Source organism: Streptomyces sp. AF1A (assembly GCF_047340315.1).
Lineage (GTDB): Bacteria > Actinomycetota > Actinomycetes > Streptomycetales > Streptomycetaceae > Streptomyces.
The window spans coordinates 32,623-46,793 of record NZ_JBLEBI010000037.1; the positions used below are offsets into that span (position 1 = coordinate 32,623).

The following is a 14,171-nucleotide window of genomic DNA, read 5'->3' on the forward strand; positions in this document are numbered from 1 at the left end:
TTCGCGGGTCGAGCGGGCCTCGCATCACGCTCCGTGTGGGCAAGCTCACCATCGGGGACGGGTCGAAGTGCCGTGTCGGCAGTCCCTAAACTCGGCTTGTTTCAAGGAGGGAGCCTCAATCGTGCGCAAGGTGCTCATCGCCAACCGTGGCGAAATCGCTGTCCGCGTGGCCCGGGCCTGCCGGGACGCCGGGATCGCGAGCGTGGCCGTCTACGCCGACCCGGACCGGGACGCTCTGCATGTCCGCGCCGCGGATGAGGCGTTCGCCCTGGGCGGTGACACCCCGGCCACCAGCTACCTGGACATCGAGAAGGTGCTGAACGCCGCCCGTGAGTCCGGTGCGGACGCCGTCCATCCGGGCTACGGCTTCCTCTCGGAGAACGCCGACTTCGCGCAGGCGGTCCTGGACGCCGGCCTGATCTGGATCGGCCCGCCGCCGCAGGCCATCCGCGACCTGGGCGACAAGGTGGCCGCCCGGCACATCGCGCAGCGCGCCGGCGCCCCGCTGGTGGCCGGCACGCCCGATCCGGTGAGCGGTGCCGAGGAGGTCGTCGCGTTCGCGCGGGAGCACGGCCTGCCGATCGCCATCAAGGCCGCCTTCGGTGGCGGCGGGCGCGGCCTGAAGGTCGCCCGGACCCTTGAGGAGGTCCCGGAGCTGTACGAGTCGGCGGTGCGCGAGGCGGTCGCCGCCTTCGGCCGCGGGGAGTGCTTCGTCGAGCGCTACCTGGACCGCCCCCGCCACGTGGAGACCCAGTGCCTGGCGGACAAGCACGGCAACGTGGTGGTCGTCTCCACCCGTGACTGCTCCCTGCAGCGCCGCCACCAGAAGCTGGTGGAGGAGGCGCCGGCGCCGTTCCTGTCCGAGGAGCAGGTCGCCGAGCTGTACCGCGCCTCGAAGGCCATCCTGAAGGAGGCCGGCTACGAGGGCGCGGGCACCTGCGAATTCCTGGTCGGCCAGGACGGCACGATCTCCTTCCTGGAGGTCAACACCCGCCTGCAGGTCGAGCACCCGGTGACCGAGGAGGTCGCCGGCATCGACCTGGTCCGCGAGATGTTCCGCATCGCCGACGGCGAGGAGCTGGGCTACGACGACCCGGAGCTGCGGGGCCATTCCTTCGAGTTCCGCATCAACGGCGAGGACCCGGGCCGCAACTTCCTCCCGGCCCCCGGCACGGTGACGCGGTTCGACGCGCCCTCGGGCCCCGGTATCCGCCTGGACGCGGGCGTGGAGTCCGGTTCGGTCATCGGCCCGGCCTGGGACTCCCTCCTGGCCAAGCTGATCGTGACCGGCCGCACCCGCAGGGAGGCCCTGGAGCGGGCCGCCCGCGCCCTGGAGGAGTTCCAGGTCGAGGGCATGGCCACGGCGATCCCGTTCCACCGCGCGGTCGTGAAGGACCCGGCGTTCGCCCCCGAACTGACCGGTGCCGGCGACCCGTTCACGGTTCACACCCGCTGGATCGAGACCGAGTTCGTCAACGAGATCAAGCCGTTCACCGCCCCCGCCGACACCGAGGCGGAGGAGGAGTCGGGCCGCGAGACGGTCGTCGTCGAGGTCGGCGGCAAGCGCCTCGAGGTCTCCCTGCCCTCGTCCCTGGGCATGTCCCTGGCCCGCACGGGCCTCGCGGCCGGCGCCAAGCCGAAGCGCCGCGCGGCCAAGAAGTCCGGCCCCGTCGCCTCCGGCGACACCCTCGCCTCCCCCATGCAGGGCACGATCGTCAAGGTCGCAGTCGAGGAGGGCCAGGAGGTCAAGGAGGGCGACCTGGTCGTCGTCCTGGAGGCCATGAAGATGGAACAGCCCCTGAACGCCCACAAGGCGGGCACCATCAAGGGCCTGGCCGCCGAGGTCGGCGCCTCCGTCACCTCCGGCGCGGCGATCTGCGAGATCAAGGACTGACGCCGGCCTGCACACGGGCGCCCGGTGGACCGGTCACTCCGGTCCGTCGGGCGTCGCCCTTTTCCCGCCCGGGGGCGGGCGCCGCGCGCGTCCCCGGTAGTGCCCGGCCGGGCGCGGCTAACGGCGCCGCAGATCCGCGACGCGCCCCCGTTCCGGAGCCGCCGGCTGCTCTCCCAGGACCGAGGCCGTGCGGAGTGCGCCGGTGGGCAGCTGGCCCCTTCGTGGCCCCGGCAGCGGGGCGCGGCGGGCCGCCGGGACCTGCTCACCCCCCGGGTTCCCGGTCGCCCCGGCCACGGCGATCTGCACCCCCTGGTCGGCGAGGGCCTGCAACTCGGTGGCGGCGCGGTCGTCGTGGGCGGGGGGTTCGTCGGTGACGAGCCGGGTGATGAGGTCCGTCGGCACGGTCTGGAACATGGTGTCCGTGCCGAGCTTGGTGTGGTCGGCGAGGACCACGACCTCCGCGGCGGCCTGGACGAGCGCCCGGTCGACGGACGCCGAGAGCATGTTGGACGTGGACAGGCCGCGCTCGGCCGTCAGGCCGCTTCCGGAGAGGAAGGCCTTCGACACGCGCAGGCCCTGCAGGGACTGCTCCGCGCCGGAGCCGACGAGGGCGTAGTTGGAGCCGCGCAGGGTCCCGCCGGTCATCACGACCTCCACCCGGTTGGCATGGGCCAACGCCTGGGCGACCAGGAGGGAGTTGGTGACGACCGTGAGGCCGGGCACCCGCGCGAGCCGGCGGGCCAGCTCCTGCGTGGTCGTACCGGCCCCGACGACGATGGCCTCGCCCTCTTCGACGAGGCTCGCGGCGAGATCGGCGATGGCCGTCTTCTCGGCGGTCGCGAGATGGGACTTCTGCGGAAATCCCGACTCTCGCGTGAATCCACCGGGCAGTACCGCACCGCCGTGCCGGCGGTCGAGGAGTCCTTCTGCCTCCAGTGCCCGCACGTCCCGCCGTACGGTCACTTCGGAGGTCTGGACGACGCGGGCGAGCTCACGGAGCGACACGGCACCGTTCGCTCGCACCATTTCGAGGATCAATTGGCGACGTTCAGCAGCGAACACGAAACTGACAGTAACCCCAGCGACCGTCTGGTTTCAGCAGTTTGCGCCGAATAACAGAAGTTGTTCGCATGGTCGGACGGGAAGTGGTATAGGGCCTACCCGCCCCGACTATGCCGCACGCATGCTCGACAACTCCCCGTGACCAGCGGGAAGTTGCCGGGCCGTCAGACCTCCCCGGTCGCCTTGCGGGTGTGCAACTGCCGGGCGACCTCCGCGATCGACCCCGAAAGGGAGGGGTACACCGTGAACGCGTTCGCGATCTGTTCGACCGTCAGATTGCTGTCGACGGCGATCGAGATGGGGTGGATGAGTTCCGAGGCGCGCGGCGCCACGACGCAACCGCCGACGACGATGCCCGTGCCCGGCCGGCAGAAGATCTTCACGAAGCCGTCCCGGATGCCCTGCATCTTGGCTCGCGGGTTGCGCAGCAGCGGGAGCTTGACCACCCGCGCGTCGATCTTGCCGCCGTCCACGTCCGCCTGCGTGTAGCCGACGGTGGCGATCTCGGGGTCGGTGAAGACGTTCGAGGAGACCGTCTTCAGGTTCAGCGGGGTCACCGCGTCGCCCAGGAAGTGGTACATGGCGATGCGCCCCTGCATGGCGGCGACGGACGCGAGGGCGAAGATCCCCGTGACGTCACCGGCCGCGTAGACGCCCGGAGCGGTCGTGCGCGACACCTTGTCGGTCCAGATGTGCCCGGAGTCGCGCAGCTTGACGCCGGCCTCCTCCAGGCCCAGCCCCGCGCTGTTCGGGATGGCGCCGACGGCCATCAGGCAGTGGGTGCCGCTGATGACCCGGCCGTCGGCCAGCGTCACCTCGACCCGGTCGCCGACGCGCTTGGCGGACTGCGCGCGGGAGCGGGCCATGACGTTCATGCCGCGGCGGCGGAAGACGTCCTCCAGGACGGCAGCGGCGTCCGGGTCCTCACCCGGCAGCACGCGGTCCCGGGAGGAGACCAGGGTGACCTTCGACCCCAGCGCCTGGTAGGCACCGGCGAACTCGGCGCCGGTCACGCCCGAGCCGACCACGATCAGCTCTTCCGGCAGCTCGGTGAGGTCGTAGACCTGGGTCCAGTTCAGGATGCGCTCGCCGTCGGGCTGGGCGTCCGGCAGCTCGCGCGGGTGAGCACCGGTGGCGATGAGGACGGCGTCGGCGGTGAGGGTGTCCTCGGTGCCGTCGGCGGCGGTGACGACGACCTTGCGGGACCCGTCCAGGGCCTGCATGCCGTCCAGCCGGCCGCGGCCGCGCATGACCCGGGCGCCGGCGCGGGTGACGGAGGCGGTGATGTCGTGGGACTGGGCGAGCGCCAGGCGCTTGACGCGGCGGTTGACCTTGCCGAGGTCCACGCCGACCACCCGGGCCGCCTGCTCCAGCGGCGGGGTGTCGTCGGCGACGATGATGCCGAGCTCCTCGTACGACGAGTCGAAGGTCGTCATGACCTCGGCCGTAGCGATAAGGGTCTTCGACGGCACGCAGTCGGTCAGGACCGACGCTCCGCCCAGACCGTCGCAGTCGACGACGGTCACCTCCGCACCGAGCTGCGCGGCCACCAGCGCCGCTTCGTATCCGCCGGGTCCGCCACCGATGATCACGATCCGAGTCACGTACTCCATTGTCCCGCACCCTTCAAGGTGCTACTGCCCAGGGGCGCCGCGAGATCGCTCACTGGGCGGAAGAGGCGCGCCCGGCCCCTGCCGTACCCTCTCCCCATGTCGCTCTATGCCGCCTACGCCGGCAACCTGGACGCCCGGCTGATGTCCCACCGCGCACCGCACTCGCCGCTGCGCGCCACCGGCTGGCTGAACGGCTGGCGGCTCACCTTCGGCGGGGAGCAGCTGGGCTGGGAGGGCGCGCTGGCGACGATCGTCGAGGACCCGCTGGCGCAGGTCTTCGTCGGCCTGTACGACATCGCACCCATGGACGAGGAGTCCCTCGACCGGTGGGAGGGCGTGGGGCTCGACCTCTACCGCCGGGTGCGGGTGCGCGTGCACACCCTGGAGGGCGAGGAGACGGCGTGGACGTACGTCCTCAACGGCTACGAGGGCGGCCTGCCGTCGGCCCGCTACCTGGGCGAGATCGCGGACGCGGCGGAATCGGCGGGCGCGCCCCACGACTACGTGATGGAGCTGCGGAAACGGCCCTGCTGACGGCCGTCCTCGCAGGCTTGGGGCCGCTCACCCACCGCATCCCGGCGAGTACGGGGCCGGCCGCGGCCGTCCGCTGATCCCCATCGCCGAGGGCTTCGGTGACGAGGACGTCCTCGTCACCGACGAGTCACCGCAGGAGGCGGCGGCGCCTCGTGGGAAACGACAAGACAACGATCTCAATCCCATGACCTTTCCATCTACGCGCGTAGGCGAAGACCGGCTACTCTCGTTCACGTGAACGCATCTCTTCTTCCGGACGACATCAAGGGCGATCCCTACGCCGCCGCCGACGCCGCCGCCGCGCGCCTGCGCGAGCTGACCGGCGCCGAGACCCACGACGTCGCCCTCGTGATGGGCTCCGGCTGGGCGCCGGCCGTCGACGCCCTGGGCGCTCCCGATGCCGAGTTCCAGGTCACCGAGCTGCCCGGCTTCCCGCCGCCGGTCGTCGAGGGCCACGGCGGCAAGATCCGCTCGTACTCCTTCGGTGACAAGCGCGCCCTGGCCTTCCTGGGCCGCACGCACTTCTACGAGGGCCGCGGTGTCGCCGCCGTCGCGCACGGCGTGCGGACGGCCGTCGCGGCCGGCTGCAAGACGGTCGTGCTCACCAACGGCTGCGGCGGCCTGCGCGAGGGGATGCGCCCCGGCCAGCCGGTCCTGATCAGCGACCACATCAACCTCACGGCCACCTCGCCGATCGTCGGTGCCAACTTCGTCGACCTGACCGACCTCTACTCGCCGCGGCTGCGCGCCCTGTGCAAGGAGATCGACCCCACCCTCGAAGAGGGCGTCTACGCGCAGTTCCCCGGCCCGCACTACGAGACCCCGGCCGAGATCCGCATGGCCCGTGTCATCGGCGCGGACCTGGTCGGCATGTCCACGGTCCTGGAGGCCATCGCCGCCCGCGAGGCCGGTGCCGAGGTGCTCGGCATCTCCCTGGTCACCAACCTCGCCGCCGGCATGACCGGCGAACCCCTCAACCACGAGGAGGTCCTCCAGGCGGGCCGCGACTCGGCGGCGCGCATGGGGCAGCTGCTGGCGCAGGTGCTGGGCAAGCTCTGAGCGGGGCGGCGCCCCGGTGGACCAGGCAGACACGGAGAGGTTGATTCCAAGGTGCACGACGATCTGATGGCCAGGGCCCGCGCATGGCTCGCCGAGGACCCCGACCAGGAGACCCGCGACGAACTGGCCAAGCTGATCGACGCCGGTGACACGGCGGAACTGTCCGCCCGCTTCGGCGGCACCCTGCAGTTCGGGACCGCCGGCCTGCGGGGCGAGCTCGGCGCCGGGCCCATGCGCATGAACCGCAGCGTCGTCATCCGCGCGGCCGCCGGCCTCGCCGCGTACCTGAAGAGGAACGGCACGCCCAGCGGGGGCGACGGCGCCGGACTCGTCGTCATCGGGTACGACGCCCGCCACAGGTCCGCCGACTTCGCGCGGGACACCGCGGCCGTGATGACCGGCGCCGGGCTGCGTGCCGCCGTACTCCCGCGCCCGCTCCCCACGCCCGTCCTGGCGTTCGCGATCAGGCACCTGGGCGCGGTCGCGGGCGTGGAGGTCACGGCCAGCCACAACCCACCCCGGGACAACGGCTACAAGGTGTACCTCGGCGACGGCTCCCAGATCGTGCCGCCCGCCGACGCGGAGATCGCCGCCGAGATCGACGCCATCGCCTCCCTGCACGACGTACCCCGCCCGGAGGCGGGCTGGGAGACCCTGGACGACGCGGTCCTGGAGGCCTATCTGGCGCGTACGGACGCCGTCCTGGCCCCCGGTTCCCCGCGCACCGCCCGGACGGTCTACACGGCCCTGCACGGCGTCGGCCGCGACGTCCTGCTCGCCGCCTTCGCCCGGGCCGGCTTCCCCGCGCCGGTGCTGGTCGCCGAGCAGGCCGACCCGGACCCGGACTTCCCGACGGTCGCGTTCCCCAACCCCGAGGAGCCCGGCGCGATGGACCTGGCGTTCGCGCGGGCCCGCGCGACCGACCCGGACCTGGTCATCGCCAACGACCCCGACGCCGACCGCTGCGCGGTGGCCGTGAAGGACGGCGCCGACTGGCGGATGCTGCGCGGTGACGAGGTCGGCGCGCTGCTCGCCGAGCACCTGGTCCGGCGCGGCGCGACCGGCGTGTTCGCCGAGTCGATCGTCTCCTCCTCCCTCCTCGGCCGGATCGCCGGGAAGGCGGGCCTGCCGTACGAGGAGACGCTGACCGGCTTCAAGTGGATCGCCCGCGTCGACGGCCTGCGCTACGGCTACGAGGAGGCCCTCGGCTACTGCGTGGACCCGCAGGGCGTGCGCGACAAGGACGGCATCACCGCCGCGCTGCTGATCACCGAGCTGGCGTCGGTGCTGAAGGAGGAGGGCCGTACCCTCCTCGACCTGCTCGACGACCTCGCCGTCGAGCACGGCCTGCACGCCACCGACCAGCTCTCGGTCCGCGTCCAGGACCTCTCGCTGATCGCCTCCGCGATGCGCCGCCTGCGCGAGCGGCCCCCGGCGGAGCTGGCGGGCCTGGCCGTCACCCGCGCCGAGGACCTCACCCGCGGCACGGACACGCTGCCGCCCACGGACGGTCTGCGCTACACCCTCGACGGCGCCCGCGTCATCGTGCGCCCCAGCGGCACCGAGCCGAAGCTGAAGTGCTACCTGGAGGTCGTCGTACCGGTCGCCGCGCACGCCGGTCTCCCGGCCGCCCGCACCCGCGCGACGGAACTCCTGGACGCCCTCAAGCACGACCTGTCGGAGGCGGCGGGCATCTGACGCCCCGGCACGTCCGTGCGGGGACGCCGAGACCACGCGGACGGCTCCGCCGACCACGCCGGCCGCCTGTGATCCCGCGCGAGGCGGACGGCTCCGTGGGCGCCGGTGGGCACGGGTGGGGCTGCGCTCCGTGCCGGGCTCGGAGCACAGCGGCTGTTCCGGAGGACGGTCGGCCGCAGGCGACGGGCACCAGGTCGACGCGACGGGCACCAGGTCCAGGACGCCGGGTGCCGCCGGCCGGCCGGGCGCCGGGGGCGGCACCTCACGGGTGCAGGGCGTGCGGTGACGCGCGCACAAGATGGTGGCCGCCGAGGCAGCACCGCGCGGGACGCGAACGTGCGGCAACTCCCCCGCCGGACACCGGACCCTCGCCACAACACGGCCCGGGATGCGGGACGTGCGGTGACGCCCCCGCCGGACACCGGACGCCCAGGGCAACACCGCGGACGTGCGGTGACGCCCCCGCCGGACACCAGACCCCCGCGACGACACCGCCCGGGACGCGAACGTGCGGCAACTCCCCCGCCGGACACCGCACCCTCGCCACAACACGGCCCGGGATGCGGGACGTGCGGTGACGCCCCCGCCGGATGCCGGCCAGCCCTCGCTCGGGTCGTCGCCCGGCGCCGTAGCCCCCGGAGCCCCGGCAGCCTCGCGCTCAGCCCGTGCCGAGGAGAATCGCCAGCAGGATCGCGCCGGCCAGTGCGGGCGCGGCCACCTCGTAGGCCCAGCGGACCGTGACCTCGCCCTGCGCCGACTCGGCGTCGCCGCGCCGATCGAGAAGGTCGCGCAGGTCGTCCATGGCCTGGTCGGACTCCGCCCGGGTCGGCCCTGCGGTGTCGGCATCGCGCTGGCCGCCGAACCCGCCGAAACCGAAGCTCCCGCCCAGGCCCCCGCCGAGGCCGGTCATCCCGAATCCGCCGCCGCGCGACGTGCCGCGGGCCGCCTCCATCGCCGCCCGCGCCTGGCGCCGCTCGGCCTTCTTCCGGGCCCGCAGCGAGACCGGGATGGCCCACAGCTGGTACTTGGTGCCGGACTTGGTGACCACCTCGTTGGAGAAGCTGGAGCGCAGGGTCTCGATCCGGCCCCAGGGCACACTGATCACCCGGAAGGGGTTGCGGATGCGCAGCCGGTCCTCGTTCGCGAAGACGGCGGGCCGCAGCGTGAAGGCGCTCACCAGCGGAACAAGCAGGATCATGCCGGCGAGCGCCAGCCACGGCGTGCGGCCGTGGCCGTTGACCAGCGCGTCGATGCCCAGCCAGGCGACGACCGCGAGCAGCAGCACACCGCCCACCAGGCCCATGGGCGAGCGGTAGATCCGGTCCTTGGCGGTGGGCGCCGGAGGCGGTGACGCGGGTGACTGGTGGTCCGGGGTCGTCATGGCCCGATTGTGCATGACGCAGACCGGGGTACCGCTACCGCACCCCGTGACCGCCGCTCATCCGTGACCGGCGGAAGCCCTTCCGCGCGCTCGACCAACGCTTCCTCATGCGCTGGGCCAGCCCTTCCGCGCGCTCGACCAGCCCTTCCGCGCGCTCGACCAGCCCTTCCGCGCGCTCGACCAGCCCTTCCGCGTGCGCTCCGACCAGCCCTTCCTCGTGCGCTCGACCGGCCCTCTCTCGTGCGCTCGACGCCCGAGGAAACGGCCGCAGCACGCCGGAAGAGCAGGCCCCGGGGCTGTACAGCTGCTACGCGCGTAGATATGCTCGTCTGGTGACCATGCCCACCACTGCACCCCCAGCACAGGCTCTCGCCGACGTCACCGCGTCCGACAGCACGCTGCGCCGCTTCCTGCACGGGCTGCCCGGCGTCGACCCGGTCGGCCTGGAGGCGCGTGCCGCGTCTCTCGGCACCCGTTCCATCAAGACCACCGCGAAGGCGTACGCCATCGACCTCGCCATCTCGATGGTCGACCTGACGACGCTGGAAGGCGCGGACACCCCGGGCAAGGTCCGGGCGCTCGGCGCCAAGGCGGTCCTCCCCGACCCGACGGACCGGACGGCCCCGACCACGGCGGCCGTCTGCGTGTACCCCGACATGGTGGCCGTCGCCAAGGAGGCCGTCGCCGGCTCCGGCGTGAAGGTCGCCTCCGTCGCCACCGCCTTCCCCGCGGGCCGCGCGCCGCTGTCCGTCAAGCTGGCCGACGTGCGCGAGGCCGTCGCCGCCGGCGCGGACGAGATCGACATGGTCATCGACCGCGGCGCGTTCCTCGCGGGCAGGTACCTGAAGGTGTACGACGAGATCCTCGCCGTGAAGGAGGCCTGCGGGGCCGCTCGCCTCAAGGTCATCTTCGAGACCGGCGAGCTGTCGACGTACGACAACATCCGGCGCGCCTCCTGGCTCGGCATGCTCGCGGGCGCCGACTTCATCAAGACCTCCACCGGCAAGGTCGCCGTCAACGCCACCCCCGCCAACACCCTGCTGATGCTGGAGGCGGTGCGCGACTTCCGCGCCCAGACCGGCATCCAGGTCGGCGTGAAGCCGGCCGGCGGCATCCGCACCGCCAAGGACGCCGTCAAGTTCCTCGTCCTCGTCAACGAGACGGCCGGCGAGGACTGGCTGGACAACCACTGGTTCCGCTTCGGCGCCTCCTCGCTCCTGAACGATCTGCTGATGCAGCGTCAGAAGCTGGCCACCGGCCGCTACTCCGGCCCCGACTACGTGACGGTGGACTGATCGATCATGGTTTTTGAGTACGCACCGGCGCCCGAGTCCCGCTCGATCGTCGACATCGCCCCCTCCTACGGCCTGTTCATCGACGGCGAGTTCGTGGAGGCGGCCGACGGCAAGGTCTTCAAGACGGTCAGCCCCAGCACCGAGGAGGTGCTGTCGGAGATCGCCCAGGCCGGGGCCGAGGACGTCGACCGCGCGGTCAGGGCGGCACGCAAGGCGTTCGAGAAGTGGTCGGCGCTGCCCGGTTCCGAGCGCGCCAAGTACCTGTTCCGCATCGCCCGGATCATCCAGGAGCGCAGCCGCGAGCTGGCCGTCCTGGAGACGCTGGACAACGGCAAGCCGATCAGGGAGACCCGCGACGCCGACCTCCCGCTGGTCGCCGCGCACTTCTTCTACTACGCGGGCTGGGCGGACAAGCTCGACCACGCCGGCTTCGGCACCGATCCGCGGCCGCTGGGCGTGGCCGGACAGGTCATCCCGTGGAACTTCCCGCTGCTGATGCTGGCGTGGAAGATCGCCCCGGCGCTCGCGACCGGCAACACGGTCGTCCTCAAGCCCGCGGAGACCACCCCCCTCTCGGCGCTGTTCTTCGCGGACATCTGCCGCCAGGCCGGCCTGCCGAAGGGCGTCGTCAACATCCTTCCGGGCTACGGCGACACGGGCGCCGCGCTGGTCGCGCACCCGGACGTGAACAAGGTCGCCTTCACCGGCTCCACGGCGGTCGGCAAGGAGATCGCGCGGACCGTCGCGGGCACGCGCAAGAAGCTCACCCTCGAACTGGGCGGCAAGGGCGCCAACATCGTCTTCGACGACGCGCCCATCGACCAGGCCGTCGAGGGCATCGTGACCGGCATCTTCTTCAACCAGGGCCAGGTCTGCTGCGCGGGCTCCCGCCTCCTGGTCCAGGAGTCGATCCACGATGAGCTGCTGGACTCCCTCAAGCGCCGGCTCTCCACCCTCCGCCTGGGCGACCCGCTGGACAAGAACACCGACATCGGCGCGATCAACTCCGCCGAGCAGCTGGCCCGGATCACCGCGCTCGCCGAGCAGGGCGAGGCGGAGGGCGCCGAGCGCTGGTCCCCGGCCTGCGAACTGCCCTCCTCCGGCTACTGGTTCGCCCCGACGCTCTTCACGAACGTCACCCAGGCGCACACCATCGCCCGCGACGAGATCTTCGGCCCGGTGCTGTCGGTCCTCACCTTCCGCACGCCCGACGAGGCGGTCGCCAAGGCGAACAACACCCAGTACGGCCTGTCGGCGGGCATCTGGACCGAGAAGGGCTCCCGCATCCTGGCCGTCGCGAACAAGCTGCGCGCCGGTGTCGTCTGGTCCAACACGTTCAACAAGTTCGACCCGACGTCGCCATTCGGCGGCTACAAGGAGTCGGGCTTCGGCCGCGAGGGCGGCCGCCACGGCCTGGAGGCGTACCTCGATGTCCGATAAGACCGAAAAGATGGAAAAGACTGGGCGACTCTCCGTCTTCAAGACCTACAAGCTGTACGTCGGCGGGAAGTTCCCGCGTTCCGAGAGCGGCCGGGTGTACGAGGTGGGCGACTCCAAGGGCAACTGGCTGGCGAACGCGCCGCTCTCCTCCCGCAAGGACGCGCGTGACGCGGTCGTCGCGGCGCGCAAGGCGTTCGGCGGCTGGTCCGGCGCGACCGCCTACAACCGCGGCCAGGTCCTGTACCGGGTCGCGGAGATGCTGGAGGGCCGCAGGGACCAGTTCGTCCGCGAGGTGGCCGACGCCGAGGGCCTGTCGAAGTCCAGGGCGGCCGCGGTCGTGGACGCGGCGATCGACCGCTGGGTCTGGTACGCCGGCTGGACCGACAAGATCGCCCAGGTGATCGGCGGCGCCAACCCGGTCGCGGGCCCGTTCTTCAACCTCTCCTCCCCCGAGCCGACCGGCGTGGTCGCCGTCCTGGCCCCGCAGGAGTCGTCCTTCCTCGGCCTGGTCTCGGTCGTGGCCCCGGTGATCGCCACCGGCAACACGGCGGTCGTGGTGGCGAGCGAGAAGTCCCCGCTTCCGGCCCTGTCCCTCGCCGAGGTGCTGGCCACCTCCGACGTGCCCGGCGGTGTCGTGAACGTCCTCTCCGGCCGCACGGCGGAGATCGCCACGCCGCTCGCCGCCCACCAGGACGTCAACGCCATCGACCTGGCCGGTGCCGACGAGGACCTGGCGAAGGAACTGGAGATCGCGGCGGCGGACAACCTGAAGCGAGTCCTGCGCCCACAGCCTGTGGACTACTTCGAGACCCCGGGCACCGACCGCATGACGGCGTTCCTGGAGACGAAGACGGTGTGGCACCCGACGGGGGCACTGGGCGCGTCGGGGTCGTCGTACTGACGGGCTGACGGATCCACTCATACGGAGAGCCGCATCTCCCCTCCGTCCGGGGGAGGCGCGGCTCTCTGCGTGTGCGGGCGCCAGGCCTTACCGCACGGAGCCGACCACCTGCCCCATCACCGGAATGCTCCCGACCGACGGGGCCTCCGCCACCGGGGCCGTGACCATCCGGGACTCGATCGGCCTGAAGTCCGCCACCTGGGTGCCGACGCCGTTGTCCAGCGGGTCGACGCCCGTGCCGGCCAGCGGGTTGGGCTTGAGGCCGGAGACCGGGCCGGTGACGTAGCCGGCGGTGCCGGTGACGGCCGCCAGGCCCGCCTGGGGGTCGATGTGGCCGAGCGCGGTGGGCCGCCACGGGACATCGACGAGCGGAGCGGCCGGGGCCGCGTGGGCCGTCGCCGCGCCCGCGCCCAGCGCCGCCGTGGCGGTCGCGAGGGCGATCACGGCGCGCTGCGCGGCGGGATGCTGGGGAGAGGTGTGTCGGGCCATCGGTGATGCCACCTTCTGGTGCGCAGAGTAAAAGGGTCGACACGCAGGGTAGTTGAGGTGGGGCTCACGCTCAAAAGCCGACCCGCGGGGTCGGCAGGCGGGCCGCCATGCGTCAAACTGGTGTTCCGTGAGCATCCATCCCCCGTCCCCCGCCCGTGTCGTGCTGCTGTGCGGTCCCTCGGGCTCCGGCAAGTCACTGGTCGCCGCCCGTTCCGGCCTCCCCGTCCTGCGCCTGGACGACTTCTACAAGGAGGGCGACGACCCGACTCTGCCCCTGGTGGAGGGGAGTTCGGACATCGACTGGGACCACCCCGGCTCGTGGGACGCGGACGTCGCGGTCGCCGCCATCGCCCGGCTGTGCGCGACCGGTTCGACACCGGTCCCGGTGTACGACATCTCGCTGAGCGCCCGTACCGGCGAGGACACGCTGCACATCGGCCGCACCCCGCTGTTCGTCGCGGAGGGCGTCTTCGCCGCGGAGATCGTCGAGCGCTGCCGGGAACTGGGCGTGCTGGCGGACGCGTTGTGCCTGACCCGCGGGCCGGTCACCACCTTCCGGCGCCGCTTCCTGCGGGACCTGAAGGAGGGCCGCAAGTCGGTGCCGTTCCTGCTGCGCCGCGGCTGGCGGCTGATGCGCGCGGAGCGCTCGATCGTCGCCCGCCAGGTGTCCCTCGGCGCCCACCCCTGCGACCGTGACGAGGCACTCGGCCGCATGGCGGCCGCGGCGGCGGGACGTCAGGCGTGCCGGCAGACGGTGGCCTGACCGGCGCGGCCGCAAGGCGGAACGGGACCGGTCGGCCCCCCC

General features: G+C 72.4%; 12 protein-coding genes. 8 read left to right on the forward strand and 4 right to left on the reverse strand.

Going from position 1 to position 14,171, the window contains the following annotated elements; translation table 11 throughout:
* Positions 1–121: 121 nt before the first annotated feature.
* Positions 122–1,894, forward strand: coding sequence for an acetyl/propionyl/methylcrotonyl-CoA carboxylase subunit alpha (locus tag ACLU3S_RS14085; RefSeq protein ID WP_413952149.1), 1,773 nt, complete (start codon positions 122–124; stop codon positions 1,892–1,894).
* A 117-nt stretch (positions 1,895–2,011) separates the two neighbouring features.
* Here ACLU3S_RS14085 and ACLU3S_RS14090 read toward each other — a convergent pair whose 3' ends face one another.
* Both ACLU3S_RS14090 and ACLU3S_RS14095 read right to left on the reverse strand, forming a co-directional pair.
* Positions 2,012–2,932: a DeoR/GlpR family DNA-binding transcription regulator gene (locus tag ACLU3S_RS14090; RefSeq protein ID WP_413952160.1), complete on the reverse strand. Its 921-nt coding sequence runs from the start codon at positions 2,930–2,932 to the stop codon at positions 2,012–2,014.
* Positions 2,933–3,120: 188 nt separating this feature from the next.
* The gene (locus ACLU3S_RS14095; RefSeq protein ID WP_413952150.1) at positions 3,121–4,569 is read right to left on the reverse strand and encodes an NAD(P)H-quinone dehydrogenase; all 1,449 of its coding nucleotides are present in this window, start codon (positions 4,567–4,569) and stop codon (positions 3,121–3,123) included.
* A 96-nt stretch (positions 4,570–4,665) separates the two neighbouring features.
* Here ACLU3S_RS14095 and ACLU3S_RS14100 point away from each other — a divergent pair, with 96 nt between their 5' ends.
* From ACLU3S_RS14100 to ACLU3S_RS14110, 3 genes are all read left to right on the forward strand, one after another.
* Positions 4,666–5,103 carry a gamma-glutamylcyclotransferase gene (locus ACLU3S_RS14100; protein WP_413952151.1) on the forward strand — a complete coding sequence of 146 codons (438 nt, stop codon included), beginning with the start codon at positions 4,666–4,668 and terminating at the stop codon, positions 5,101–5,103.
* 234 nt (positions 5,104–5,337) lie between these two features.
* Positions 5,338–6,162: a purine-nucleoside phosphorylase gene (locus ACLU3S_RS14105; RefSeq protein WP_413952152.1), complete on the forward strand. Its 825-nt coding sequence runs from the start codon at positions 5,338–5,340 to the stop codon at positions 6,160–6,162.
* Between the two features lie 51 nt (positions 6,163–6,213).
* Positions 6,214–7,860, forward strand: coding sequence for a phospho-sugar mutase (locus ACLU3S_RS14110; RefSeq protein WP_413952153.1), 1,647 nt, complete (start codon positions 6,214–6,216; stop codon positions 7,858–7,860).
* Positions 7,861–8,518: 658 nt separating this feature from the next.
* Here the strand turns inward: ACLU3S_RS14110 and ACLU3S_RS14115 are convergent.
* Positions 8,519–9,241, reverse strand: a complete 723-nt coding sequence (locus ACLU3S_RS14115; RefSeq protein WP_413952154.1) for a PH domain-containing protein — start codon at positions 9,239–9,241, stop codon at positions 8,519–8,521.
* Between the two features lie 338 nt (positions 9,242–9,579).
* Here ACLU3S_RS14115 and deoC point away from each other — a divergent pair, with 338 nt between their 5' ends.
* From deoC to ACLU3S_RS14130, 3 genes are read left to right on the forward strand one after another with little or no spacing between them, the layout of a single operon-like run.
* Positions 9,580–10,536 (forward strand): deoxyribose-phosphate aldolase, encoded by a 957-nt coding sequence (gene deoC / locus ACLU3S_RS14120; protein ID WP_413952161.1) that lies wholly within the window; start codon positions 9,580–9,582, stop codon positions 10,534–10,536.
* Between the two features lie 6 nt (positions 10,537–10,542).
* The gene (locus ACLU3S_RS14125) at positions 10,543–11,976 is read left to right on the forward strand and encodes an aldehyde dehydrogenase family protein (protein WP_413952155.1); all 1,434 of its coding nucleotides are present in this window, start codon (positions 10,543–10,545) and stop codon (positions 11,974–11,976) included.
* Positions 11,966–12,877, forward strand: coding sequence for an aldehyde dehydrogenase family protein (locus ACLU3S_RS14130; RefSeq protein ID WP_413952156.1), 912 nt, complete (start codon positions 11,966–11,968; stop codon positions 12,875–12,877). Before ACLU3S_RS14125 ends, ACLU3S_RS14130 begins: the two co-directional genes overlap by 11 nt.
* An 87-nt stretch (positions 12,878–12,964) precedes the next feature.
* Here the strand turns inward: ACLU3S_RS14130 and ACLU3S_RS14135 are convergent, their stop codons facing one another.
* Positions 12,965–13,366 (reverse strand): hypothetical protein, encoded by a 402-nt coding sequence (locus ACLU3S_RS14135; RefSeq protein ID WP_413952157.1) that lies wholly within the window; start codon positions 13,364–13,366, stop codon positions 12,965–12,967.
* A 127-nt stretch (positions 13,367–13,493) separates the two neighbouring features.
* Here ACLU3S_RS14135 and ACLU3S_RS14140 point away from each other — a divergent pair, with 127 nt between their 5' ends.
* Positions 13,494–14,129: a uridine kinase gene (locus ACLU3S_RS14140; protein ID WP_413952158.1), complete on the forward strand. Its 636-nt coding sequence runs from the start codon at positions 13,494–13,496 to the stop codon at positions 14,127–14,129.
* Positions 14,130–14,171 lie beyond the last annotated feature (42 nt).

What these genes read in the sequence shown, in the direction of transcription:
- ACLU3S_RS14095 (WP_413952150.1), bottom strand. Translation starts at nt 4,569, where the DNA reads ATGGAGTACGTGACTCGGATCGTGATCATCGGTGGCGGACCCGGCGGA.
- ACLU3S_RS14100 (WP_413952151.1), top strand. Translation starts at nt 4,666, where the DNA reads ATGTCGCTCTATGCCGCCTACGCCGGCAACCTGGACGCCCGGCTGATG.
- ACLU3S_RS14115 (WP_413952154.1), bottom strand. Translation starts at nt 9,241, where the DNA reads ATGACGACCCCGGACCACCAGTCACCCGCGTCACCGCCTCCGGCGCCC.
- deoC (WP_413952161.1), top strand. Translation starts at nt 9,580, where the DNA reads ATGCCCACCACTGCACCCCCAGCACAGGCTCTCGCCGACGTCACCGCG.
- ACLU3S_RS14125 (WP_413952155.1), top strand. Translation starts at nt 10,543, where the DNA reads ATGGTTTTTGAGTACGCACCGGCGCCCGAGTCCCGCTCGATCGTCGAC.
- ACLU3S_RS14130 (WP_413952156.1), top strand. Translation starts at nt 11,966, where the DNA reads ATGTCCGATAAGACCGAAAAGATGGAAAAGACTGGGCGACTCTCCGTC.
- ACLU3S_RS14135 (WP_413952157.1), bottom strand. Translation starts at nt 13,366, where the DNA reads ATGGCCCGACACACCTCTCCCCAGCATCCCGCCGCGCAGCGCGCCGTG.